We start from the raw sequence: 21,031 nt of genomic DNA on the forward strand, positions 1-21,031 counted from the left end.
AGGTCAGGCTGCCAGAGGCGTGAACCGCGCGGCGATGCTGGCGATGTCCCGGGCGAGGCGGGCGGCGTGGGTCACCATCACGCCATGGGCGATGCCCTCATAGACCAGCAGATCCGCGCCCGGAATCAGGGCAGCATAGCGCCTGCCGGTGAGGTCCAGCGGCGCCGAGGCGTCGCGGTCGCCATGGATCAGGGTGACGGGCACCCTGAGGGCGGCGGCTTCTTCGCGCAAATCCGTCTCCACGATCTCGCGCTGGAGATCGAGTAGGACGCGCCGGGAACAGGCGAACACGCCGGCGATCAGCCGGTCCAGCGTGCGTTGGTCGGCCCCGGGTGCGAAGGGTTCGATATTGGCATCGAGCCAGGCCGGCAGATTGTCGGCAAGTTCCGCCATCAGGGCCTCGATGGCTACCCTGGGAATGCCCTGTTCGTTGCCTGGCCCGGCGGGCAGGCATGGACCTTGTGCTCCGACCATGACGATGCGCCCGATTCGTTCGGCACCATGGCGGCCGATATAGCGCAGCACTTCGCCGGCCGCACAGGAATGGGCAACCACGGTGAGGTCGGAGAGACCGAGCTGGGTGATCACCGCGGCAAGGTCGTCGGCCAGCCCATCGAAATCGACGCTGCCGGGATCGCTCGAACGGCCATGGCCGCGGCGGTCATAGGCGATGGTACGCAGGCCCTGGGCGTTGAGCCCGGTCATGGTGTCGGCCCACACACTGGAATCCATCGCCCAGCCGGCGAGCAGCAGTACGGGAGCGCCCCGGCCCCAGTCGCGAACGAAAAGGCGGTGGCCGTCGGCAATCTCGACGAAAGGTGCGGTCATGGTGGTTCCTCCGGGTTGAGTGGCCCCGATCCTGCCCGCTCGCACGGCGCTCGGCGATTACCCGGCAGGTAATCGCCTTCCCCGACCTTCCCGCTATTGTCTGTGGCGTCAAGACAGCGGGTTAGGGAGAAAGTGCGATTGCGGGAAGTCGTACTTTCTCTGGAGCAAAGCGTGTTCAAGCGTGAACGCTTATTTACTCTAACTCCTTGTTCCAACACGTTTTTGCGATTCCTGGTGATTCCACCAAATCGCAAATGCTTTAGCAGCGGGAATGCCGCAGGAGGACAGTCGAATGAGCGTGACCTATCTGATCACCGGTATCGTCAAGCCCGAGCAGCGCGAGCGCTTTCTCGTCATGCTCGATGAATTGCTGGACACCATGCGTCACGAAGAGAATTTCGTGAACGCCACGCTTCATAGCGATCCCGAAGACCCCTGCCGCTTCCTGCTCCATGAAACCTGGGTCGATCACCAGGACGTGCTCGACGTCCAGCTCAACCGCCCCTATCGGCAGGCTTGGCACGAGGCGCTGCCGGAACTCCTGGCGCAGCCGCGCGAAGTCTCGATCTGGCAGCCGTTGCGCGTCGATCGGAAGGACTGAGCGTCCGCTACCACAAGTTCCGGCCGTCGATCACGGTGACGGGCACGGCCTCCAGCTCGAAATCGTCGAAGAGCCTGGCATTGATGCTGATCTTGGGGTTGTCGAAATCGGGCTCGCCGGTCGACCAGTCCGGCGTCTGCGTATAGGTGCCGCAGCCGCAGGTCGCGCAGAAATGATGCTGGATGGTTTTGGAGCCCCAGCGATAGGTGGCCACCTGCTCGGGCGGCGAGGTCAAGCGGAACTGTTCGGGCTTGTAGTAAGCCCAGAGCGAGCCGCGCTTGGAGCAGAAGCTGCAGGTGCAACGCGTCACCTCCTGCGGCGCCTCGCTCAATTCGAATGTGGTGCCGCCGCAATGACAGCTGCCTTTGAGAGCCATGGCTTGTTCCTTTCCGATCTTCGCGCTAGCTCTTGATAAAGCCTGCCTGCTGACATCTTCCTGTCAGCAATGATCCGTTAGAACGAGAGCTTGATGAGCGCCGCCCGCAAGATCCATACCTTGACCTTTCACCTCCTCGGCATCGCCGGCGAGGATGCCATGGATGATATCATCGATGAGATCGAGGAGTTCGCCGATGGCGTGGACTGGCCGATCGAGGCGCCGGATGCCTTCAAGCACAAGGTCAGCGAAACCGCCCCGGATATGGGCTGCGCGGTGGAACTGCCGGTACGCGCCAGCCTCGCCGGAGACACTATCGCGGGCGAGAAAGCCGACTTTGCCGGCGCCATGGCGCTGATCGAGCATTTGCGCCAGCTTTCGGCCCGCCATCGCTTCGACGTCGAGATCGCTTTCGACAAGGATATCGTCGGCACCATCGACAAGGGAGCCTATAGCGAGGCTCTACGCCAGGGCTTGGTCGAACCCTGGCAGGCCGGGTAGCCGCTTGCCCTGGCGGTCCGGCTGGCGTGTTCTCGCCATGGGGCTCGCATCCGGGCTGCTGTTCGGCTCGGTGCAAATCGCAGCCGCCCGGCTCTCCGTGACCGTTGACCGCCTCGCGGACCTGCCGCTCGAAATCTCTCCGGCACCTGCCGGGCAGGGCGGGCTGGTGCTGTTTCTCTCGGGCGATACCGGCTGGGGCGGGCTGGAGCGGAGCCTGGCCCGCCGCCTCGCCCGGGCGGGAATCGGCGTCGTCGGGCTCGATGCGCGTCGCTATTTCTTCACTGGGCGCTCGCCTGCCGAGCTCGCCCGGGACATCGAGCGTATCCTGGCCGTCTATCGCCGACGCTGGCATGCCGGCCGCATCGCTCTGGCCGGCTATTCCTTCGGCGCCGACGCCCTGCCTTTCGCCTGGCCCCTGCTTTCGCCGAGGACACGGCAGGAAACCAGACTGATTGCCCTCGTCGGATTGCTGCCGGAAGCTAATTTCCGCATTTCCCTCTTGGAAATGCTCGACTTGCCGGCTGCCGACGACGTGCCGGTCGCTCCGATGCTCCGCCAGCTACCCGTTCGCAAGGTGGTCTGTCTCTATGGCCGGGAGGAGCACAGCGCCTGCACCTTGCCCGAGCTTGCCGGAGCCGAGCGCATTGCGCGGCCCGGCGGGCACGATCGCGATGGCGATGCCGGTGCCGTGGTGCAGGCGATCCTACGCCGGTTGACCGTCAGGCCGCCAGTTCCGCCACCACCGCATCGAGCAGCGGAAAGCCCGCGCGGGTGACGCGAACCCGATCATCCCGGCGCTCGACCATACCGTTTTGCTGCAGCCCGGCCAGTGTAGCCTCCGCCATGGGCCGGCCGCGCAACCGGGCGAGACGAGCGAGATCGATGCCCTCGGCCAGGCGCAGGCCCATCAGCAGCATCTCGTCGCCCTGCTGGTCCGGCGTCAACGCCTGATCATCGACGAGACCATGGCCGTTCGTGCGGACACTCGCGAGCCATTTCTCGGGGCTGCGTTCGGTCGACAGTGCCCGGCGGGCGCCAGTGGCATCGATCAGGCGGCCATGGGCGCCGGGGCCGATGCCGGCATATTCGCCATAGCGCCAATAGACCAGATTGTGCCGGCATTCGGCGCCGGGGCGGGCATGGTTGGAGATTTCATAGGCTGGCAGGCCGCGCCGTTCGCAGGTCTCGCGGGTGATGTCGAACAGGACACGGGCATCCTCATCCGGCATCGGGATGAGCTTGCCGGCCGCGACCAGGCGCTCATACATGGTGTCGGGCTCGATGGTGAGCTGATAGAGCGATAAATGCTCGGCCGCCCGGTCGATGGCCTGGTCGAGCTCGGCCTGCCAATCCCTCGGCTGCTGGTCCGGGCGGGCATAGATCAGGTCGAAGGAATAGCGTTCGAAGGATTTGGCGGCGATCTCGACGGCCGCCATGGCCTCGGCCACCGAATGCATGCGGCCCAGCCGCTTGAGATCGGCATCGTTCATCGCCTGCACGCCGAGGGAGACGCGGTTGATCCCGGCGGCGCGGTAGCCGGCGAAGCGGGCGGCGTCGACACTGGTTGGATTGGCTTCCAGCGAGATCTCGGCATCGGGGGCAATGGTCCAGGCGCCGCCGATGGCGCCGAGAATGGCGCCGACCGTCTTCGGCTCCATCAGCGAGGGTGTACCGCCGCCGAAGAAGATCGACTGGACCTGCCGCCCCGGCGCGATGGCGGCCATGTGGGCGATTTCCTTGAGGTAGGCCTCGACATAGCCGGCCTGATCGACGCCGCCGGTGCGGACATGGCTGTTGAAGTCGCAATAGGGGCATTTGGCCAGGCAGAACGGCCAATGCACGTAAACGCCGAAACCGGGCTCGGAGGAGTTGGGGATCATGCCGGCTCAAGTGGCAGTTGCTTGGGGCTACGTCAATCCCGGAGCGCGGACTTCTAGTCCGCTCTTGGAAGCACCACGCTGCAAGGAAGAGGCGGACAAGATGTCCGCGCTCCAGGCGAGTTACCCCGCAAGCTCCCCGAACAACTGCTTCAGCGCCGTATTCGCCTCGAAGCCGATTCCCTCGGCCTGTGGCAGCGAGGCGTAGCCTTCCGCGATCACACTGTCATCCGCGAGGCCGCTGAAGGGTTGGAAGGCAAAGGGGGTAATCTCGGCGCCGCCGAGGCCGAGGGCTGCGGCCAGGTGCAGGCCGAACAGGTGCCCGCCATGCGGCCAGAAGGCCTGCCTCGTCCAGCCCCTCGCGGTCATCGCCTCGATGATCTGGAGATAGCCGGGCAGGCCGTAGCAATGCACGGGGTCGAACAGCAGCACGTCGCGATCCGGGCGCAGGCCGCCATGGCGGGCAAGGAGCCGAGCTTCCGCCGCCGAAAACAGGGCCTCGCCTGCCCCGATCGGCGGCGCATAGGCCGATGCCAAAACGGATTGGACCTCGAAGTCGAGCGGGTCGCAGATATCTTCGAACCACCACAGGCCCAGAGGGGCGAGCCTTACGGCCGCTTCCAGGCCGGATATCCGATCATAGGCGTTCATGGCGTCGACGGCGAGGCGGCTAGACGCTCCCAGTGCGGTGGCGGCCACCTCGATGCGCCGAAGATCCTGGTCGAGGCCGGCGCTGCCGATCTTGATCTTGGCATTGACGAAGCCAAGATCGGCGAAGCGGCCCATCTCCTCGGCCAGCAAGGCAAGGTCGTCGCTGGGATGGCGATAGCCGCCGCTCGCATAGACTCGGACCCTGTCGGTCTGGGCAGCCTTGCTGCCGAGCCGATCGGCAAGATAGGCGTGGAGCGGCAGATCGGCCTGCTTGGCGGCAATATCCCACAGCGCCATGTCGAGGGCGCCGACCGCGACGCAGCGCTCGCCATGTCCGCCGGGTTTTTCGCCCGCCATCATCGCCTGCCAGGCCTTGAAGGGATCCAGACCCCCACCCTTTCCCGATAAGGCATCCGCCGGCGCCTGCTTGAGGCGCGGGGCGAAACGTTCACGGATCAGTCCGCTCTGGGCATAGCGGCCGACCGAGGCATAGCCATAGCCGATGAGGGGCCGGCCGGCGCGGGAGGTATCGGTGACGACGGCGACGTGCTGGTGGTCAATCCGCCCGGCTGCACCGGCCCGGCATAGCGGGAGATCGAGATACTGCGCTCGCGGATGTCGAGAATACGCATGGTTGGTCCAGCAGGGGGGCGGTTCGTCCGCGGTTGTCTCAGTCCCGCTTCACACGGGACTCCTGGTAGCGGTCGCGGGCCACTTCGCTGCATAGGCCCGACCATTCGCAGCCTACACAGGCCGAGCGGGTGAGATTGGCGGCAAAGGCGCCGCGGAAACGTGCCAGCAGGGTTGGGGTCAGGGCGATGCGGGTGCCGGTGCGGACGGGTAGGCGCATCAGGGCACTGACGTCGCGGATGGCGAGTTCGTCGCGCTGGTCGATCCGAGGCTCATGGCAATGCGAATCGACTTCTTGCAGCAGCGGGGCGCAGATATCATCAGGCCCCGCCACGATCACGATGTCTTCACCCTGGCTCAGTCGCGCTGCGATCGCGTCGTAATTGGCGACGAAGCCGGGGCTGTATCCTTTGCCGACATAGGTCAGCATGCAGAGGAGATGGTGGGCGCGAAGCCGCACCGTCACCGGGCGGCGCCGGCCTTGCCGCGAACCAGGGCCATCAGGGTGACGGCGCCGATGACCGACTTCAGCAGGCCGCCGAGCAGGAAGGGCGCGACACCGAGCAGGAAGGCCTTTTCCAGGCCGATCTGAGCGCCAAGCCAGGCACCGCCGATGGCCAGGCAGAGGGCATTGCCCAGGGTCATGTTGACGAAGGCGAGAACCGGGCGGTTGCCGTTCCAGCCACGCTCGGCCAGCAAGCCGCAAAGGGCAGCGACGAGCGGGAAGGAGATCAGATAGCCGGCCGTCGGACCGACGAACAACAGGGTGCCGATGCTGCCCGTCGCAGTGACCGGAAGACCCATCCAGGCTTCAGCCAGCCAGGCCAGCACGGTAATGGCACCGAGCCGCCAGCCATAAAGCGCCCCGATCAAGGTCACGGCCAGGGTCTGCATGGTCATCGGCACGGGGAACATTGGCACCTGGATATGCGATGCCAGGGCCAGTACGGCCGTGCCTGCGACGACCGCCGCCGCCTGCCAGCCAAGCGAGCGCCGCGAAATGTCGAGGGGGCTGAAAGCCGGGGTCAGGGAGGAGGTGGCGCTGTGCGACATGGAGAGGCTCCGGGAAATTATAGATAATCTTGAATCCGATGATCTATAGAGGTCACAAAACGGCAAGTTTGGCAATATCCGGGTGCGCGGGCATCTTGCACGCTCTTCTCATCCCGCAGGCATAGTGGCTCCAAGAGCGGGCAGGATGCCCGCGCCCCCGGAACTCAGCCGATGATGGCGAAGGCTTCCCGCGTGGTGCCGGAGGCCGACCGAACCGGTTTCAGGCCGACCCGCTGCACATGGCGGGCGAGGGTGACGGCAGCGTCGTCCAGCTTGCCTGACCGCAGCGCCGCCAGGATGGCACGGTGGTCCTGGTCGGTCGGGCTTTCCCATTCCGAGCGCCAGGCTGCGAACAGGAAGCGGGCGCTGGCGGCATGCAGGTCGTCGATCGCCGCGAGCAGGCGCGGCATGCGGCAGGGGGCCAGGATCAGGCGATGGAAGCGGCGATTGGCCTCTTCCCAACTGCGCACGTCGCGCGAGCGGTCGCCCGCCTTGGTGGCTTCCTCGGCTTCGTCCAGGATGGTGGCGGTGAGGTGCGGCGCGGCCTGGCGCAGGGCCAGCACCTCCAGGGCCGCCCGCATCTGGGCGACCTCCTTGACCTCTTCCAGGTCGAAGGCGGCGACACGCACGCCGCGCCTGGGTTCGCTCACCGCCAGGCCCTGTGCCTCCAGGCGCCTGAAAGCCTCGCGCACCGGCACATGGCTGGTGGCAAACTCCTCCGCGACATGGTCCTGGCGCAATCGGGCGCCGGGCTCGATCGCCCCGGAGATGATGCGATCCGCCAGCACCTTGGCGATGCGGATGGCGATGGTGTCGTCCTTGGGCCCGCTCATGATTTTATAGATAATTTCTGCGATGCCGATTTGTCGAGAGGGGCTTGCGGGGATCGCGGGCGTCCCGCCTGCGCTCCGACTACCCCGCCGCCACGGGCAGAGCGCGCTTGTGGGCGCTGGCTCGATAGGTCGACAGGATGCGCTGGTGCGAGGCCTCGGCGATGGCCTTGCCCTCCAGGAAATCGTCGATCTCGTCATAGGTCACGCCATAGGCGTCCTCGTCGGGCTTCAATGGCACATTGGTTTCGAGATCGGCGGTGGGCACCTTGAACACCAGTTCGCGCGGGGCGCCGAGATGGGCGGCGAGGGCCCGCACGCGTCTCTTGTTGAGGCCGGCCAGCGGCAGGATGTCGGCCGCACCGTCGCCGAACTTGGTGTAGAAGCCCATCACTGCCTCGGCAGCGTGGTCCGTGCCGATGACGATGCCGCGCACGGCCCCGGCGAGGCCGAATTGGGCGATCATGCGCTGGCGCGCCTTGATGTTGCCGTGGTGGAAATCGGAGCGCGGGCCCTCGATCAAATCGCCGGCTTCGCGCATGAGTTCGGCCATCATCGCGTCGGCGGCCGGCTTGATGTTTACGGTGACGACGCGGTCGGCCTTGATGGTCGCCAGGGATTGCTGCGCATCCTTTTCGTCTGCCTGCACGCCATAGGGCAGGCGCATGGCCAGGAACTGGGCCTGATATCCCTCCGCGCGCAGGCGTTCGACCGCTGCTTGCGCCAGCAGGCCTGATGTAAGCGAATCGACGCCGCCCGAGATACCGAGCACATAGGCCCGCCCTCCCGAGGCCTTGAGATAATCGGCCAGGAATGCGACGCGCCGTTCGGCCTCTGCAGCGGGATCGAAGGCTTCGGGCACGATGATGTCGGGCGTGAGCGGTTGCGGCATGGTCGGCTTTCACGTGATTGAATCGGGTGACAACAGGCCATGTTCGTTTGGGAGCGTCAATATGGGCGCGGTGGTGGGGCGATCCGGAGATCGACCCACCTATCCACAAGCCTCCGGCCTCGGCCTCGTGCTCCCTTTGACCGCATCTGCTAGCGTGCGGCCATGACCTCCTCGCCCCGCAAACTCGAAACCGCCGATGCGTCGGCGCCCGTCACGCCGATGATGGCGCAATATCTCGAGATCAAGGCCGGCCATCCTGGCGCCTTGCTGTTCTATCGCATGGGCGATTTCTACGAATTGTTCTTCGAGGACGCCGAGATCGCCTCCAAGACGCTCGGCATCGTCCTCACCAAGCGCGGCAAGCACCAGGGCGAGGACATCGCCATGTGCGGCGTGCCGGTGGTCCGGGCCGACGAATATCTGCAGCGCCTGATCGCCCATGGCCACCGTGTCGCGGTCTGCGAGCAGATGGAGGATCCGGCGGAGGCCAAGAAGCGCGGTTCCAAATCGGTGGTCAAGCGCGGCGTGGTCCGCCTGGTCACGCCCGGCACCATCACCGAGGAGACGCTGCTGGAGCCGACGCGCACCAATCTGCTGCTGGCTTTGGCGCGCCTGCGCATCTCCGATGACGAGGCTCGCTACGGTCTCGCCTTCGCCGACATCTCCACCGGCGAGTTCGGCCTGTCCGAATGCGACGAGGCGGGACTGCCGGCCGAACTCGCCCGGCTCGACCCGTCCGAAGTGGTCATGGCCGAGACAGTGCATGAGGATGCGGAGCTGGCCTCGCTCTGGCGCGAATGCCGTGCCGCCGTCACACCGGTCGGGCGCGACGTCTTCGATGGCAGCCAGGCCGAGCGCCGGCTTGCTGCCTTCTACGATGTCGGCACCATCGATGGCTTCGGCACCTTCTCGCGAGCCGAGCTGGTCGCCGCCTCCGGCCTCGTCACCTATATCCTGCGCACGCAGGTCGGCCAGAAGCCGGCGCTCGACCCACCACGCCGGGACGGCGCCAGCGCGCATATGGCGATCGATGCCGCGACACGCGCCAATCTGGAGCTGACGCGTACCCTGGGCGGCGAGCGCGCCGGCTCCCTGTTCGATGCGGTCGACCGCTCGGTGACGGCGGCCGGTGGCCGCCTGCTGGCGCAATGGCTGGCGAGCCCGCTGTTACAGCCCGAGGCCATCGCGCTGCGCCAGGATGCGGTGGCCTTCTTCGCCGAACAGGCCCTGCTGCGCGGCCAGGTCCGCGCCCGGCTGAAATCGGCGCCGGACATCGCCCGCTCCATGGCGCGCCTCGCCCTCGACCGGGCCGGGCCGCGTGATCTCGCCGCTCTCCGGGAAGGCTTGACCGGCATTGCCGCCATCGAAGCCCTGCTGCGGCAGCGCGAAGCTGAATTGCCGCCGGTGCTCGCCGGCATCCTGTCGGCCCTGGCAAGGCCGGACCAGGGCCAGGCGGCGCGCCTTGCCGCAGCCCTGCAGGACGATCTGCCGCTGCTCAAGCGCGATGGCGGCTTCGTGCGTGCCGGCTATGATCAGGCCCTCGACGAGACCAGGGCCCTGCGCGACGAGAGCCGGCGCGTCATCGCCGGCCTGCAGGCGCGCTATGCCGAGGAGAGCCAGGTCCGCCAGCTCAAGATCAAGCACAACAACATGATCGGCTATTTCGTCGAGGTGCCGCAGCAGGCCGGTGAAGCCTTCCTGCAGCCGGGCCTGCGCGAGACCTATGTGCATCGCCAGACCATGGCCGGCGCCATGCGCTTCTCCACCGCCGAGCTCTCGACGCTGGAATCGCGCATCGCCTCGGCGGCCGAGCGCTCGCTGGCGAGCGAGCTCCAGGTCTTCTCCGATCTCGCCGCGGCCTTGCTCGGTGACGGCGCCGCCATCCGGGCCGCCACCGAGGCCCTCGCCCTTCTCGACGTCATCGTGGCGCTCGCCGTGCTGGCCGACGAGGAAAACTATGTCCGTCCCGTTGTCGACACCTCGCTCGCCTTTGCCATCGAGGGTGGGCGCCATCCTGTGGTCGAGCGGGCGCTGAAGCGCGAGGGCAAGCCCTTCGTCGCCAATGATTGCGAATTGAGCGGCGAGGGCGAAGGCAGCAAGGCCGCCGGTAGGATCTGGCTGCTCACCGGCCCGAACATGGCGGGTAAATCGACCTTCCTGCGCCAGAACGCCCTGATCGCCGTCCTGGCGCAGATCGGCTCCTTCGTGCCGGCGAAATCGGCCCATATCGGCGCAGTGGACGCGCTGTTCTCGCGCGTCGGCGCCGCCGACGACCTGGCGCGCGGGCGCTCCACCTTCATGGTCGAGATGGTGGAGACGGCGGCGATCCTCAACCAGGCTGGTCCCCGCGCCCTCGTCATCCTCGACGAGATCGGCCGCGGTACCGCCACTTTCGACGGCCTCTCCATCGCCTGGGCGGCAATCGAGAACCTTTCCGCCGTCAATCGCTGCCGGGCCCTGTTCGCCACCCATTATCACGAGCTCACCCAGCTCACCAAGAAGCTGCCGCGCCTCGCCAACGCCACCATGCGGGTGACCGAATGGCATGGCGACGTCGTCTTCCTGCATGAGGTGGTGCCGGGCGCCGCCGACCGTTCCTACGGCATCCAGGTCGCCAAGCTCGCCGGCATGCCGGCCGCCGTGGTCGAGCGGGCACGGGCCGTGCTGGCGCAGCTCGAGGCGACCGATCGCCAGGCTCCGGCTGCTCGCCTGGTCGACGACCTGCCCTTGTTCGCCGCAGCCCCCCGGGCGCCGGCACAGGCAACGGTCAAGGTGCCGGACGAGGTCGCCGAAGCCCTCGATGGGCTCGATCCCAACGACATGACGCCTCGCCAGGCGCTCGATGCCTTGTTTTCCTTGAAAGCCAAGCGCGATAGCGCCAAGAAGGGGTAAGTTGGAGCGCGGACATCCTGTCCGCATTGCCGCCATCCACGCCTGGTAACGCCGCATCCGCAGGATGGGAAGAGCGGACAGGATGTTCGCGCTCCGAAATTCTCCTTCCTAGAGCAAAGCGCGTTCAAGTGTGAACGCCCATTTGCTCTAACTCCTTGTTCCAACGCGTCTTTGCGATTCTAGGTGATCCGTCAAACCGCAAAACGCTATAAGGCCTGCAATGCTCGACAAGCCCGATCGTGAGCTTCACCTCGTCCTCGACCGCATGGCGCTCGAAGCCGAGATCGACGCCTTGGCGCTGGAGCATGAGGGCAATGCCGACGCCCTCAGGCTGGCGGTGGTCACCCTGCTCAAGACCACCCTGCGAGACGGCCGCGAGACCATCCGCACCTGGTTCAGCGAGGATCGTCTCGGCACGGCCTGCGCCCAGCGGCTGTCCTGGCTCGAGGACGAGATCATCCGCGCCACCTACGCCTATGTGACGCGCTACGTCTATACCACCCACAACCCCACGGCCGGCGAGCGCATGGCCGTCATCGCCGTGGGGGGCTATGGCCGCGGCACCCTCGCGCCGGGGTCGGACATCGACCTGCTCTTCCTGCTGCCGGCCAAGCAGACGGCCTGGGGCGAGAGCGTCACCGAGGCCATCCTCTATGTCTTGTGGGACCTCGGGCAGAAGGTCGGCCATGCCACGCGTACGATCGACGAGTGCCTGCGCCTCGCCCGCGGCGACATGACCATCCGCACCGCCTTGCTCGAAGCGCGTCCGATCCTCGGCGACATGGGGCTGGCGAGCGAACTTTCCGCCCGCTTCGACCGCGAACTCGTCCAGCTCACGGCAGCCGAGTTCGTCGCCGCCAAGCTCGCCGAGCGCGACGAACGCCTGATCAAGGCCGGCAATTCGCGCTACCGGGTCGAGCCCAACGTCAAGGAAGGCAAGGGCGGCCTGCGCGATCTCAACACGCTCTACTGGATCGCCAAATATGTCTATCGCGTCAGGGATGCCGCCGACCTCGTCGAGGCCGGCCTGTTCACCCGGCGCGAATACCGCCAGTTCACCCTGGCCGAGGACTTCCTGTGGGCGACACGCTGCGCCCTGCATTTCCTCACCGGCCGCGCCGAAGAGCGCCTGACCTTCGACATCCAGCGTGAGATCGCCGCCTTTCTGGGCTATTCGGATCGTGGCGGCCTGCGCGGCGTCGAGCGCTTCATGAAGCATTATTTCCTGGTGGCCAAGGATGTCGGCGATCTCACCGCCATCGTCTGTGCCGCGCTGGAAGCGCGCCAGGAAAAACCCAAGGCGATGTTGGATCGCTTCATCGCGCCTTTCCGCCGCAGCCAGCGCCAGGCCCTGATCGGCACCAAGGATTTCGTGATCGAGACGGGTCGGCTCAATGTCGCCAACGACCAGGTGTTCGCGCGCGATCCGGTCAATCTGATCCGCCTGTTCCAGCTTGCCGACCTGCATTCGCTGGCGTTGCATCCCGACGCGATGCGCCTCGTCACCCGCTCGCTCAAGCTGGTGAACGCTTCGCTGCGCGAGAATGTCGAGGCCAACCGGCTGTTCCTGGAGATCCTGACCTCGCGCAATGCCCCCGAGACCGTGCTCAGGCGCATGAACGAGGCCGGCGTACTCGGCCGCTTCATCCCCGATTTCGGCAAGGTCGTGGCGATGATGCAGTTCAACATGTATCACCGCTACACCGTGGACGAGCATCTCCTGCGTTCGGTCGGCGAACTCGCCGACATCGATCGCGGCGAGGGTGGCGACGAGCATCCCCTCGTCAACGAGATCATGCCGACCATCCAGAACCGCACCGCCCTCTATGTCGCCACCTTCCTGCACGACATCGCCAAGGGCCGGCCGGAGGACCATTCGCTCGCCGGTGCCAAGATCGCCAAGCGATTGGGGCCCCGCCTCGGCCTGACGCCGGGCCAGACCGACACGGTGTCCTGGCTGATCGAGCAGCATCTGGTGATGTCGATGACGGCGCAGTCGCGCGACATCTCCGATCGCAAGACCATCGAGACCTTCGCCGGCACCGTGCAGACGCTGGAACGGCTGAAGCTGCTGCTCATCCTCACCGTGGCCGATATCCGGGCAGTGGGGCCGGGTGTGTGGAACGGCTGGAAGGGTCAGCTCCTGCGCTCGCTGTTCTGGGAAACCGAGCTGGTGCTGGCCGGCGGCCATTCCAAATCCGACCGGCGCGCCAGCGTTCAATTGGCCCAGGACGAACTCAGGGCCGGCCTGTCCGATTGGAGCGCGGCGGAGGTCGATGCCTATGTGTCACGCCACTACCCGCCCTATTGGCTCAAGGTCGAGCTGCCGCGTCGCCTGCGTCATGCTCGCTTCATCCGCGCCGCGCGCGAACGTGGCGAGACGCTCGCGACCGAAGTCGCCACCGATGCCTTCCGCGGCGTGACCGAGCTGACCATTCTCGCCCCCGACCATCCGCGCCTGTTGTCGATCATTACCGGCGCCTGCGCGGCTTCCGGCGCCAACATCGTCGATGCCCAGATCAACACCACCACGGACGGGCTGGCACTCGACACCATTTTCGTCAGCCGCGAATTTCCGCAGGACGAGGACGAATTGCGGCGCGCCGGCCGCATCGCCCAGGCGATGGAGCAGGCACTCACCGGCACCATCCGCCTGCCGGAAGCCGTGGCCAAGCGCGGTGCCATCAAGCCGCGGCAGAAGGCCTTCCAGGTCGCGCCCGAGGTGGTGGTCGACAATGAATGGTCGAACCGCCACACCGTGGTGGAGGTCTGGGGCCTCGATCGTCCCGGCCTTCTCTACGACCTCACCACGGCGATCTCGCGGCTCAACCTCAACATCGCCTCGGCCCATATCGCGACCTTCGGCGAGAAGGCGGTCGACGTGTTCTATGTCACCGATCTCACCGGGGCGAAGATTACGTCCGTGCAGCGCCAGGACAGCATCCGCAGCAATCTGCTGGCGGTGTTCCGGCGCGAGGGGAAATCGGGCTGAACGGGGCGGGGCCGACGCTGCGCAACGGCCTTTCCGTGATTTTTGAACGAAGTCCTTATTGCAGTCTCTGCACCAGCTGCTGGTAGAATTTCTGCGAATCCCTGCCCATCGGAAGGTCGTTCTGGGCATTGGGGCCAACCAGGTCGGCGGTGACCACGCGGGCCCGGTCGCGCAGGGCCGACCAGTCCGGCAAGGCCCATTGGGCCTGCGTGATGGTCGAGAGGATATAGAGCACATTGTAGCGCCCCGTCAGCGTCAGGCTCTGGACGGCGGGCCGGGCCAGCATGTTGACGAGGGCGCCGACCAGCATGCGCTGGTCGTCGGGCGAGACCGTCCCGTCGCGCAAGGCACGCACGAGATTCTCCGTGGTCGCTCGCCGCACATCGCCGTCGGGACCATCGATCAGGTTGACATTGGCGAGCAGCTGCTCCCCGGCCGTGAGCTGGGGGACGGGCGGCGGCTTGTAGGCGCGGGACTGGTCGATGGCCTGTGTCAGCACGGCATTCGAATCGCGCAGATACATGTGCTGGGTTGGATTCGACGTCGGTGATGGCGTCTGAGCCAGGGCGACCTTGAGCTTGGCCTGGGCTTCCTCGAGCGCGCTTTTCAGCGCCAAGAGCTGATCGTTGAGCTCCTTGAGTTCGGCTGCATGCTGAAATCGTTCGGTCTGGAGCCGAACGTCGGCCGCCAGGAAACGCTGGGCCCGTTTGTCATTGTCCGCCGACAACTCCTCGGCCTGCCCGCGCAGGCGATCGGCCTCCTTGCGCGCGTCGTTCTCTCGAAGGAAGGAGATGAGTGCCAGGACGGCAAAGGCAATGGACAGGACGAGCGTGACGACGAAGCCCATGCGAATATGGCGCGTCCGGCGTTCGGCCGCCGTGCTCGCGCTGACGAAGGCCTCGATTTCCGGATCCTTGTCGCGATATCCGGCGGCTTCCACCAGGGCATTGCCGGTGAGCAGGTAGCCGGGTGCCCGGTTCGATCGGCGCCACTGATAGGCCAGGGCGCCGATGCGGATCTGGGCGCGGGCATCCTGCGCCGTCCCTGCTCGCTTCGATCTCCTGGCCGGCGGCGTGCCGGCAGGCAAGGGCGGTTCCGGCGAGTCGAGATAGGGCGCGAGCGGCAGGTCGAGATCCGGCCTCGCGCCGTTCGTCGACCAGGTCAGCAGTTGCGTGCTCCAATAGTCGATGATGCCCTGGGCCGTCTCGCGATCCTCCTCCTTTCCAAGCCGTGCCCCGGCGGCTGCGACTTCGCCTCGGAAAGCGGTGATGCGATCGCGAAAGGCCGAGATCGCCTCCGGCGTATCGCCATCCCGCTGGCTGCTGGACCTGAGCAGGTCGAGATGCTCGTGGCTGATATCCGCGATGCTTGCAAAAGTCTGCGGCGGATGAGGAGGCATCGTCTCGCTCATTGCACGGCTCCCAGAATGTTCTTCAGGCGGTCGCTGATCTGGAAGACGCTGTCGAAATCCGCCTTCAGCCTGCTGTCGAGCGCGAAGAACTGGGCGCTGGCATTCTTCTGGAAACCCGAAAAGGAGCGCTGCAGGGCCCGGATCGCCGGGGCGCTCTTGAGGTTGAAGGCGGTGTCGCGCTGCGCGATCTCGACATCCTGCAGGCAGGCATCGATCTTGTCGCAATCCTCCCCGTCGACAGTCAGATCTGCCCGTTCCAGGCCAAGCGCGGCCAGGTTCAGCAGCATGGCCCTGGTCTCGGGCCAGAGGGCGGCGATCTCATCCACGATCAGGACGCCGGGATCGTCCAGGCAACTGGCGAGGATCGAGAGGTTCTGCTCCACCCTCTGCAGGCGGTTATGCGTCGCGATCCGGCTCATCAAGGTGCGCTGCAGGGCGCCAAGGGCGCTGATCGCCTCATCGAGCGCTGCCTGCAGGCCGGTATCGGCTCCGCCGATTTCGACCAGGGCACCTGCCAGTTCCGGCAGGGGCAACTTGGTCGCTGCATCGAAGATGCCCTTGTTCAATTGCACCGACTGGCTGTCGCTGATCGCGGCGATCTGCCGGACGGCGATGAGCACCGGTCCCGGCCTGTCGGCATCGAGCCCCTCCTGGCAACGCTGCGAACTGCTTTCGAGGTCGTCGACCCAGGAAAGATCGAGACCGGCCAGGATCTCGTCCGCACCCGGCCTGGTGATCTGGGTGCGGATGGCGGTGACGGCGGCGCGCACCTGCGAAATATAGACCTGCACCGTCTCATAGCTGATCGGATTGTCCATGCTCGCCACGGCCTGCAGCAGGATGCGGGTGTGGTTGATCTGGATGTGATGAAGGCTGTCATGCAGCCCCTTATAGGCGGCCAGCAGGTTGATGCGCTGGCCGATTTCGGCAAGCCGCTGCTTCGAGATGCCGGCCTTCTTGCGCACCTCGTCCTTGGCCAGATAGGCGGCGAGGCTGTCGAGCCCGGAGACGACGGTGCCGACCTGCGAGGCCACGCTCGGCGGTGCGGTCAGGGCATCGGGGATCAATTGCGTGACCAGCTCCCTGAACGCGGTGTTGTCGTTCTTGGCATGCAGCACGATGGCGACGAAATTCGTCAGGATCCCGCATTTTTGCGCCCAGTCGACGCAATCCCGGGCGACCTTGCGCCGGGGCTGTTCGGCAAAGCTTACCCCGGTGATGGCAACCGAGGTGCCGTAGCAGATCTGCATGAGGTCGCCGAGTTCACGAAAGGTGCACAGGTCTCCGATGGCGTTGGAGATCGAGATGACGCTTTGAGGAGGAAGTGTGACGACGCCCATGCCGTTCTCCCTTCCTCAGGCCGCCGGGATTGCCGCGCCGAAGCCAGCTGCCTCGATATCGGCCCGGATCAGGCCCGCCGGGACGCCCTGGTTGAATTTCGGTTCGCCCCAGGCCGGATCGCCGAAATGATGGAGGGCGAGAAGCTGCCATTCCATGCTCAGGCAGGGTGAGCCCGAGGAGCCCGGATCGGTGTTGGTGGCATAGCGTAGTCTCGGCCGGTCCGGCGGGGCGGGCGTGGGCAGGATCGCCTCGGTGTCGATCGCCAGCTTGACGGGGCCGCCATGGGGATGCTGGGCGATGATCAGCGGCGAGCCTTGGCCCAGGGCCTCGTCCCGCTTCGGCAGGGCGAGCCAGCCGCGTTCGGCGCCGACGGTCCCGGCGAGCTGCAGCAGCGCAAAGTCGAGCTCGGTCGCCGAGGGCGGCGGCTCGTCCGGCGCCTCGGTCATTTCGGCCGGCGCATAGGGGCGATGATGCAGCAGCGCAGTGCCGGATAAGGCGACCGCCTCGCCCTCGTTGAAGGAACCGTCGGTCTTGCGGGCATAGTCGAAGCGGCAGGAGACCATCGGCCAGTCATTCTGTCCGGCCGCTGCCTCGACGACATGCCAGTTCGTCAGCACGGCCTGCGGCCCGACCAGGAAACCGGTGCCGGCCGGGCTGCCGTCGATCTCGATGCGGCACACCCGGCGCAGCGTCTCGTTCATGCCGGCGACCCACAAGGCGGGATCGAGCATGCGCAGATGGGGCTTGATGTTGCGCTGCAGGCCGGGGCCCAAGGTTTCGGCGCTGGGCTGGGTGCCACGATGATCCTTGTCCAGCACCACCAGGTCATAGGGGTTGGTCAGGGTTTCAGCCGCCGCTTCCGGCGCCAGGCGGACGATGAGTTGGCGAATATCGTCGCGATGCGGGCGGTTGACGTAGATCGCCTTGAGGAAATTGCCGGTCTGGCCTTCCTGTTCGAGGCGAATGACGAGTTCGCGCAGCACCGAGACCAGCGGCTGCCTCACATCGGCCCAGTAGACCTCGAGCTGGTCGCCGGTCGCCACATAGACGAAATTGCCGAGATCATCGAGATTGACGGTCGTCGACAGGGCCTTGGCCAGTTCGGAGACTTGCGCGCCTGTGAGCTTGTCCACCTTCGCCCCCTCTTGCCGCCTGGCGCTTGCCGCTCGCTCGACTATCCCGATGTCGGCTCCCGGCTGAGCGCCTGCTTGCTCGAGCTCCCTGCTTCGACGCGCCCTTGCGGTTCCAAGTATCTCCGTCCGATCGCAAGACGCTTTAGCATAATCGCGTGAGAGCGCCGTGAATCCCGGCAGGGGCTCGGCGGACTTCAGCCTGGGGCGGAGGACGTCGGGAGAACGCCACGGCGCCCGATGCGGATGCCGGTTTCGGTGAAGCCGGGATGGCAAGCGCCGCAACGAGAACCGCCTCCGTCACATATGCAACGGAGGCGGGGAAAGGCGCGAGGCGTGGAACTTGCCGCGTCGGCTCAGGTGCGGGCGCTGCCGGAGGAGCGCAGACGGTCGAGGGCGACGGCGCCGATGATCACCAGGCCCTTGATGATGAACTGCCAGATGTCGGACACGCCGATCAGGATCAGGCCGTTGGAGAGCACGGCGATGATCAGGGCGCCGATGAGCGTACCCCAGATCGAACCGATGCCGCCGACGAAGCTGGTGCCGCCGAGGATGACGGCGGCGATGGCGTCGAGCTCATAGGACTGGCCGAGCTGCAGGCCGTTGGCGGCATAGAGCTTGGCGGCGGACATCGCCCCGCCCAGGCCCGCCAGCAGGCCGGAAATGCCGTAGACGATGAGCAGGATCGACCAGACCTTGATGCCCGACAGCCGGGAGGCCTCGGCATTGCCGCCGATGGCATAGATGCGCAGGCCCAGCACGGTGCGGCGCAGGATCAGCCAGGACACCACCACCGTGGCGAGCGCGATCACCATCAGCCAGGGCACGCCGAAGATCGTGCCGTTGCCGATGAAGGCGAAGGGCAGGCTGGGATTGAAAATCGTCTTGTCCTCGCCGAACAGGCGGGCGAGGCCGCGCACCGCCGTCATCGAGCCGAGGGTGACGATGAAGGGCGGCAGGCGCATGAAGGCGATCAGCGCGCCGTTGACGAGGCCGAGCAGGCCGCCGGTCACCAGGGCGGCCACCAGCCCCATCATGCCCCAGCCCGGGATCAGCGAGACGATCAGGGCGATCATCGCCGAGGCTGCCAGCACCGAGCCGACCGAGAGATCGATGCCGCCGGTGAGGATGACGAAGGTCATGCCGGCGGCGAGCACGGTGTTGATCGAGGCCTGCTGGGCCACGATCGACAGATTGTTCCAGCTCATGAAGCGGCCGCTGGCCCAGGACAGGCCGCCGGATTCGACATAGCCCGACAGGAGCTGGAACAGGATGGCGATCAGCACGAGGGCGGGCAGCATGCCCAGGCCCCGCAGGGTGCCCGACAGGGCGAATTTGCGGCGGGCGGTATCTGCGGTGGAAGGGTTGGTGGATGTCATCGCACAGTCCTGCCTGTCTTGTGAGCCGTCTTGGGGGCTGTCGCGTCTTGCCGGTATCTCGCGGTGCGGGATCGTCGGGTGGAAGCCGGGTAGGTCATGCGGCATCCTTTGCGGCTGAGGTCGCGATCGCCATGATGTTCTCCTGGCTGACCGCTTCGGCATTGCCGCCTCCGCCGAGTTCCCCGGCGATGTGGCCTTCGCGCATCACGATGACGCGGTCGCAGATGCCGACGATTTCGGGCAGTTCGGACGAGATCACCGCCACGCCGACGCCCTCGCGGGCCAGCCGGTCGATCAGGCGGTAGATTTCCGATTTGGCGCCGATGTCGACGCCGCGGGTCGGCTCGTCCAGGATCAGCACGCGCGGCTTGGTCTCGAGCAGGCGCGAAAGCAGGACCTTCTGCTGGTTGCCGCCGGACAGGCCACCGACCGGCGCGTCGGGCGAGGCGGTACGGATGCCGGTGGCCTGGATCGCCTCGGCCGTGCGCTTGCGACCCTTGGCGAGGTTGAGGAAACCGCCGGCCAGGGCGTCGCGGGCGATCACCCCCAGATTGATGTTCTCGGCGACCGACATGTCCAGCATCAGGCCGAGCAGCTTGCGGTCCTCGGTGAGATAGGCGATGCCGGCCTCGATGGCGTCCTGGGGCGAGCGGATGCTGACCTCCTTGCCATCGACCGCCACGGTGCCCGATATCCTCGCATCGGCGCCGTAGACCAGGCGGGCAAGCTCGGTGCGGCCGGCGCCGACCAGGCCGGCAATGCCGAGCACCTCGCCCTCGTGAATGTCGAAGGAGCAGGGCTGGATGCGCCGGCCGTCGGCGATGTCGCGTACCGAGAAGATGATCCGGCCGCGGCTTTGGTGGGCATCATGCTCCTTCTTGTAGAAGGAGGAGAGGTCGCGCCCTACCATCATGCGTACCACTGCGGCGGGAGTGATCGCCTCGCGGTCCAGGGTGCCCACATAGGTGCCGTCGCGCAGTACCGAGACGCGGTCCGAGAGCTCGTAGACCTCTTTCATGCGGTGGCTGATATAGACGATGGCGAGCCCCTCCTGCTTGAGCTGGCGCACCAAAGCGAACAGCCGCTCGGTCTCGCGCTCCGACAGGGTGGTGGTGGGCTCGTCCATGATCAGCACGCGGGAACGGGCATGCACCGCACGGGCGATCTCCACCAGCTGGCGTTCGGCGATCGAGAGCTCGGCCACCTTGTCGCGCGCGGTGAAGGTGGCGCCGAGGCGCTGCAGCACGCTTTCGACGCCGGCAATCATGGCGCCGCGGTCGATCAGGCCGGCCCGGCTCGGTTCGCGGCCGAGATAGATATTCTCGGCCACGGTGAGATTGGGAGCGAGGGCGAGCTCCTGGTAGATGATGGCGATCCCCAATTGCTTGGCTGCCATAGGGCCCGAGATCGCCACCTTCTGGCCATCGATCAGGATTTCCGAGCCTTCATCCGGCGTGTAGGCGCCGGAGAGGATCTTCATCAGGGTCGATTTGCCGGCACCATTCTCGCCCATCAAGGCATGGATCTCGCCGAGCTTGACGTCGAGCGACACGTTCTTGAGGGCCTGGACCCGGCCGAACGTCTTGGAAACATTGCGCATTTCCAGGAAGGGATGCGTCTGGCCTGGGTTCATCCTGCCCCCGT

Annotated in this window: 18 protein-coding genes; 5 read left to right on the top strand and 13 right to left on the bottom strand. The window is 66.2% G+C overall.

Features of this window, described 5'->3' with window-relative positions:
- Positions 1 to 3: 3 nt before the first annotated feature.
- A complete protein-coding gene (locus ACIGJE_RS04665) occupies positions 4 to 828 on the bottom strand; it encodes an alpha/beta fold hydrolase (RefSeq protein ID WP_483679405.1) in 825 nt (274 codons plus the stop codon).
- 292 nt (positions 829 to 1,120) lie between these two features.
- Here ACIGJE_RS04665 and ACIGJE_RS04670 point away from each other — a divergent pair, with 292 nt between their 5' ends.
- Positions 1,121 to 1,429 (top strand): putative quinol monooxygenase, encoded by a 309-nt coding sequence (locus tag ACIGJE_RS04670; protein ID WP_311939870.1) that lies wholly within the window; start codon positions 1,121 to 1,123, stop codon positions 1,427 to 1,429.
- 7 nt (positions 1,430 to 1,436) lie between these two features.
- On the opposite strand, the gene ACIGJE_RS04675 is transcribed toward ACIGJE_RS04670, so the two are convergent.
- On the bottom strand, positions 1,437 to 1,805 hold the full coding sequence (locus ACIGJE_RS04675; RefSeq protein ID WP_415084956.1) for a GFA family protein: 369 nt from the start codon (positions 1,803 to 1,805) through the stop codon (positions 1,437 to 1,439).
- Positions 1,806 to 1,898: 93 nt separating this feature from the next.
- Here ACIGJE_RS04675 and ACIGJE_RS04680 point away from each other — a divergent pair, with 93 nt between their 5' ends.
- Positions 1,899 to 2,306 carry a hypothetical protein gene (locus tag ACIGJE_RS04680; RefSeq protein ID WP_311939866.1) on the top strand — a complete coding sequence of 136 codons (408 nt, stop codon included), beginning with the start codon at positions 1,899 to 1,901 and terminating at the stop codon, positions 2,304 to 2,306.
- 4 nt (positions 2,307 to 2,310) lie between these two features.
- Complete coding sequence (locus ACIGJE_RS04685; RefSeq protein WP_394313449.1) at positions 2,311 to 3,081, top strand: AcvB/VirJ family lysyl-phosphatidylglycerol hydrolase; 771 nt, start codon at positions 2,311 to 2,313, stop codon at positions 3,079 to 3,081.
- On the opposite strand, the gene hemW is transcribed toward ACIGJE_RS04685, so the two are convergent.
- The 6 genes from hemW to nadE form a co-directional block, all read right to left on the bottom strand.
- Entirely contained in the window at positions 3,026 to 4,186 is a 1,161-nt protein-coding gene (gene hemW / locus ACIGJE_RS04690) for a radical SAM family heme chaperone HemW (protein ID WP_483679408.1), read from the bottom strand. The genes ACIGJE_RS04685 and hemW overlap by 56 nt on opposite strands.
- A gap of 120 nt (positions 4,187 to 4,306) precedes the next feature.
- Positions 4,307 to 5,194 carry an enolase C-terminal domain-like protein gene (locus tag ACIGJE_RS04695; protein WP_483679409.1) on the bottom strand — a complete coding sequence of 296 codons (888 nt, stop codon included), beginning with the start codon at positions 5,192 to 5,194 and terminating at the stop codon, positions 4,307 to 4,309.
- 310 nt (positions 5,195 to 5,504) lie between these two features.
- Positions 5,505 to 5,930, bottom strand: a complete 426-nt coding sequence (locus tag ACIGJE_RS04700; protein WP_311939858.1) for a DUF1284 domain-containing protein — start codon at positions 5,928 to 5,930, stop codon at positions 5,505 to 5,507.
- Complete coding sequence (locus ACIGJE_RS04705) at positions 5,927 to 6,517, bottom strand: biotin transporter BioY (protein ID WP_311939856.1); 591 nt, start codon at positions 6,515 to 6,517, stop codon at positions 5,927 to 5,929. Before ACIGJE_RS04705 ends, ACIGJE_RS04700 begins: the two co-directional genes overlap by 4 nt.
- Before the next feature lie 164 nt (positions 6,518 to 6,681).
- Positions 6,682 to 7,350: a GntR family transcriptional regulator gene (locus ACIGJE_RS04710; RefSeq protein ID WP_311939854.1), complete on the bottom strand. Its 669-nt coding sequence runs from the start codon at positions 7,348 to 7,350 to the stop codon at positions 6,682 to 6,684.
- Positions 7,351 to 7,429: 79 nt separating this feature from the next.
- Positions 7,430 to 8,239 (bottom strand): ammonia-dependent NAD(+) synthetase, encoded by an 810-nt coding sequence (nadE, locus tag ACIGJE_RS04715; RefSeq protein WP_483679410.1) that lies wholly within the window; start codon positions 8,237 to 8,239, stop codon positions 7,430 to 7,432.
- A gap of 162 nt (positions 8,240 to 8,401) precedes the next feature.
- Between nadE and mutS the strand changes: the two genes are divergently transcribed.
- Positions 8,402 to 11,131, top strand: coding sequence for a DNA mismatch repair protein MutS (gene mutS / locus ACIGJE_RS04720; protein WP_483679411.1), 2,730 nt, complete (start codon positions 8,402 to 8,404; stop codon positions 11,129 to 11,131).
- Positions 11,132 to 11,351: 220 nt separating this feature from the next.
- Positions 11,352 to 14,123 (top strand): [protein-PII] uridylyltransferase, encoded by a 2,772-nt coding sequence (locus tag ACIGJE_RS04725; RefSeq protein WP_376717716.1) that lies wholly within the window; start codon positions 11,352 to 11,354, stop codon positions 14,121 to 14,123.
- Positions 14,124 to 14,178: 55 nt separating this feature from the next.
- Here ACIGJE_RS04725 and ACIGJE_RS04730 read toward each other — a convergent pair whose 3' ends face one another.
- The 5 genes from ACIGJE_RS04730 to ACIGJE_RS04750 form a co-directional block, all read right to left on the bottom strand.
- Positions 14,179 to 15,534 (bottom strand): hypothetical protein, encoded by a 1,356-nt coding sequence (locus ACIGJE_RS04730; RefSeq protein WP_415084969.1) that lies wholly within the window; start codon positions 15,532 to 15,534, stop codon positions 14,179 to 14,181.
- A complete protein-coding gene (locus ACIGJE_RS04735) occupies positions 15,531 to 16,874 on the bottom strand; it encodes a hypothetical protein (protein ID WP_311939846.1) in 1,344 nt (447 codons plus the stop codon). Before ACIGJE_RS04735 ends, ACIGJE_RS04730 begins: the two co-directional genes overlap by 4 nt.
- 15 nt (positions 16,875 to 16,889) lie before the next feature.
- Positions 16,890 to 18,008, bottom strand: a complete 1,119-nt coding sequence (locus ACIGJE_RS04740) for a trypsin-like peptidase domain-containing protein (protein WP_415084971.1) — start codon at positions 18,006 to 18,008, stop codon at positions 16,890 to 16,892.
- Positions 18,009 to 18,361: 353 nt separating this feature from the next.
- A complete protein-coding gene (locus ACIGJE_RS04745) occupies positions 18,362 to 19,387 on the bottom strand; it encodes an ABC transporter permease subunit (protein WP_311939842.1) in 1,026 nt (341 codons plus the stop codon).
- Between the two features lie 94 nt (positions 19,388 to 19,481).
- Positions 19,482 to 21,020, bottom strand: coding sequence for a sugar ABC transporter ATP-binding protein (locus ACIGJE_RS04750; RefSeq protein ID WP_415084974.1), 1,539 nt, complete (start codon positions 21,018 to 21,020; stop codon positions 19,482 to 19,484).
- Positions 21,021 to 21,031: the final 11 nt, after the last annotated feature.

The organism is Labrys sp. E2SS-1L, assembly GCF_057073705.1.